The organism is Psychroflexus lacisalsi, from assembly GCF_020164495.1.
In the GTDB taxonomy this organism is placed as follows: Bacteria; Bacteroidota; Bacteroidia; order Flavobacteriales; family Flavobacteriaceae; genus Psychroflexus; species Psychroflexus lacisalsi.
In genome coordinates this window covers 1-4,379 of the sequence record NZ_JAIQYZ010000009.1, presented here as the reverse complement: position 1 = coordinate 4,379, position 4,379 = coordinate 1, and the positions used below count along the sequence as shown (strand labels likewise).

Annotated in this window: 1 protein-coding gene and 1 pseudogene; one reads left to right on the top strand and one right to left on the bottom strand. The window is 31.4% G+C overall.

Annotated elements, in window-relative coordinates:
• The first annotated feature begins 288 nt into the window (after positions 1 to 288).
• Positions 289 to 3,903, top strand: coding sequence for a DUF7149 domain-containing protein (locus LB449_RS13630; RefSeq protein WP_224455675.1), 3,615 nt, complete (start codon positions 289 to 291; stop codon positions 3,901 to 3,903).
• Positions 3,904 to 4,131: 228 nt separating this feature from the next.
• Here LB449_RS13630 and LB449_RS14140 read toward each other — a convergent pair.
• Positions 4,132 to 4,347: pseudogene (locus LB449_RS14140) on the bottom strand (IS110 family transposase); the annotation flags it as partial.
• Positions 4,348 to 4,379 lie beyond the last annotated feature (32 nt).

Genomic DNA, 4,379 nt, shown 5'->3' with positions numbered 1-4,379 from the left:
TAAACACAACTGGCGAATATAACCCATACCTCCTCCGGCATGTTTTAATAAACTATTACAATTGGAAGAATTGTAGTAGTTTTACATTAAGGTCTTGACTCGGTACGGGTCATATCCGCTTTACGTTAGCCACAAGCTGAAAAGCCAACGCGCAAACAGCACATTTGGTTTTTTGCCGACACATAAGCCAACGCTGAAAAAACCAAAAGAGCTGTTTTTTTGCCAACGCTCTGAATGATATTGAGAATAAAGAATTAAATTTAAAAACTGACAGAGAGAATACTATATATGGAGTTAAATATCTTGAAACCACGAAAGGCAATAAATAAAGCCTTTTTAAAAATAAAACCGAACAGAACGGAAATTGAAAATTTCAAGACAAATTTGATTCAGTTACTTGACCGAACAAATGATACTGAATCGGAAGAATTTCATAAGAATCTCGTTATCGACTTTTTAAAGAAAACCTACTACGAACCAAATAATTTTATAAATACAAAAGGACGAAATGACCTTGTAATTCACAACGGAAAAAAAGCGAAAAGTACTGTTGGAGTAATCATTGAGGCAAAAAAGCCAACCAACAAAGCGGAAATGCTGACAAAATCTAAAATCAATGTCAAAGCATTTCAAGAATTGGTACTCTACTATTTAAGAGAACGGATTACTCATAAAAATCTCGAAATAAAATATTTAGTTGCTACAAATATTAACGAATGGTTCATTTTTGATTCCAACGTATTTGAAAAGCAATTTGCTCAAAATAAAGGATTGGTTAAACAATTCAATGATTTTGAAAATGGAAGATTAGCAGGGAAAACAACTGATTTTTTCTACAAAGAAATTGCAGAACCTTTCATCAATGATTTAAAACAAGATATTGAATTTACCTTTTTTGATATTCGAGAATATGAAAAACCACTTCGTAATGATAATCCGAAAGACGACAATAAACTTATTTCGCTTTTTAAATTACTATCGCCAGAGCATTTATTAAAACTACCGTTTGCAAATGACAGCAATAGTCTTGACAAAAGATTTTATGGCGAATTGTTGCACATCATTGGACTATCTGAAACAAAAGATAGCAGTAAAAAACTAATTGAAAGAAATAAAAAAGGAGAAAGAAATACAGGTTCATTTCTTGAAAATGCTATAATTCAACTAGACAGTTTAGATAAGATAAACCGGCTTGACAATCCTAGTCATTTTGGAACAACCCAAGAAGAACGTTTATTCAATGTTGGACTTGAATTAAGTATTACGTGGATAAACAGAATTCTATTCCTTAAACTGCTAGAAGCTCAACTAAAAACATATCATAAAGGAGATAAATCCTATGAATTTTTGAGTATTGATAAAATTCAAAACTATGATGATTTAAATAGTCTCTTCTTTCAAGTTCTAGCTAAACAACAATCCGAAAGAAACGAAGACGTAACAGACCTTTTTGCAAAAGTTCCTTACTTAAATAGTTCACTTTTTGAACCAACAGGAATTGAACACGGAACGTTATTTATTAGCAATTTGCGTGATGATAAAACAATTCCAATTTATTCTTCAACCGTTTTAAAAAGCAAAAGCGGAAAAAAACTAACAGGGAATTTAAATGCACTCGAATATTTATTTGAATTTCTAAATGCTTATGACTTTAGTAGTGAAGGTAAAGAAGAAATCCAAGAAGACAATAAAACCTTAATTAACGCTTCTGTTCTTGGCTTAATTTTCGAAAAAATTAATGGTTATAAAGATGGCTCGTTTTTTACACCAGGTTTTATCACAATGTATATGTGTCGTGAAACCATTAGAAAAGCGGTTGTTCAAAAATTTAATGAAACCAAAGATTGGAACTGCAAAGACATTGATTCGATTTACGATAAAATTGAAGACCGACAAGAAGCAAACAACATTATAAATAGTCTTAAAGTTTGCGACCCAGCTGTTGGTTCAGGTCATTTTTTAGTTTCTGCACTTAATGAAATGATCGCCATTAAAAACGACCTTAAAATTTTACAAGATAGAGATGGAAAACGACTGAAAGAATACGTATTTGAAGTTGTAAATGACGAATTGATAGTAACTGATGAAGATGGAGAACTTTTTGAATACAATCCAACAAATAAAGAAAGTCAGCGCATACAAGAAACACTATTTCACGAAAAGCAAACCATTATTGAAAACTGTTTATTTGGTGTTGATATTAACCCAAATTCTGTAAAAATTTGTCGTTTACGTCTTTGGATAGAGTTACTTAAAAATGCCTATTACAAAAATGAAAGTGAACTAGAAACACTTCCAAATATTGATATTAATATCAAATGTGGTAACTCTCTTATAAGTCGCTTTGCATTAGATGCTGACCTTAAAAAGGCATTAAAAAGCAGTAAATGGACTATTGATAGCTATAGAATAGCAGTTGACACCTATCGTAATGCTCAAAACAAAGAGCAGAAACGAGAAATGGAAAAACTGATTGATGAAATAAAGAACGACTTTAGAAGTGAAATATCTCTTAACGACCCAAAAGTTAAGAAGCTGAAGAAATTACAAGGCGAAATATTTGGAATGACAAATCAAACTCAAATGTTTGAGTTGACCAAAAGAGAAAAGACAGCTTGGAATAAAAAGCTAAAACAACTAGCGGAAGATTCTAAAAAATTAGAAACCATAATAGAAGAAATTAAAAACAATAAAATTTTCGAAGAAGCATTCGAGTGGCGTTTTGAATTTCCTGAAGTTTTAGATGACAATGGAGATTTTATCGGTTTTGATACTATAATTGGTAATCCGCCTTATGTATATAGAAATGCAGAAATAGCTAACCAAAAAGATTATTATAGAGCTAATTATTTTAATACAACAGGCAACTTCGATTTATACAAATTTTTTATTGAGTTAGGCGTAAAATTAAATAAAGAAAATGGTTACAGTTCACTAATAACGAACTCTTCGTTTCTATTGCAAACATCATTTGAAAAAACAAGAGAATTTATTTTAAATAATTCAACAATTGAATCATTAATTCCTTTGGGTGGAAACGTTTTTGATGAAGCTACTGTAGATTCAGTAATATATATCTTAAGAAAAAGTGAATCCAAAAGTCCAACAAAAATTATTGTCCCTAACAAACCAATCGAAATAAATGAAACGAAGCCATATTTAATTAACTCTGAAAGATTTAAGGCTAATGAATTTGTTGTTTTTGATTATCTTTTAAACGACCAAGAATATCAAATTGTAAATCGCCTTATTACCAAATTTCCGAAAATCGAATCAGGTTTTGATTTTGGCGTAGGAATAAATACAGGCTACATTAAATCTGAATTAATTTCTGATTCAAAAATCGATAGTAGTTATCATCCTATGGTTCCGGGAACAGGAGTTTCAAAATATGGAAATATCAGAACTGATGGATACATTATGTACGACAAAGAATTTGTTAAAAGCAAAGGCAAATTAGGTCGAACCTTACCAGATGAAAAATTCTTTACAGAGCCGAAAATACTTGTTGTGAGAACTAGGAATATTTCTATTAAGGAGAGAATTGTTGCAACTATAGATTATGACAAAAAATATAATCTCAATAGAATTTCTAATATAATAGCACAACCAGAAAATAGTTTGGAAGGTTTATTAGGTATTATCAATTCTAAACTTTTTAATTGGTTGTATTCAAAAAGATATTTTGATTACGAAATAAAGCCAATTTATTTAAGAAACTCACCTTTAGCTGACACAAATAATTTAGAACTAATAACAAAAGTTAATGAATTGCTTTCAATGAAAGATGAATCTGATGCTTTGACCAAACAGAAACTGATTTCTGATATTGACAAAACTGTATTTAAATTATACGGAATAACAGAAGAGGAAATAAAAATAATGGAAGAAGCCAACGCTTAAAGCCATACACATTTGCAATTCGCTCAAGCCAGCGCTACGCCAAAAATTACAAAAGAGTATGTCTTCTGCCAACGCTAGCAAGTTTGCGGAAAAGAAAAGCCAGTGGCTAACAAAGAACTGAGGTAAAAAACAACTCTTTTCTTAATTAATTTGAGACATAATTATTCTAGGCTCATAGATTCCTTTAATGGATTCTTTGAACTTTTTTGTTCCTTTCTATTGTACTCTTTACTTCGGCAATACAGACACGTAAGTTTCATCATACGGTAGCCCTGATTTGGCTATCGCAAAGCATTGCTTTAGTAGTTTGTTAGCCACTGCAATCAGTGCTAACTTCTTGCTCTTTCCCTTGTTTACTATACGCTCATAGATTTCTCTACAAGCCTTGTTGTGCTTACAGGCATTAAAGGCGCACAAGAACAGTAGATTTCGCAGTTTCCTGTTTCATGCCTTCCTCTCGCAATCTGCTCGTCGGA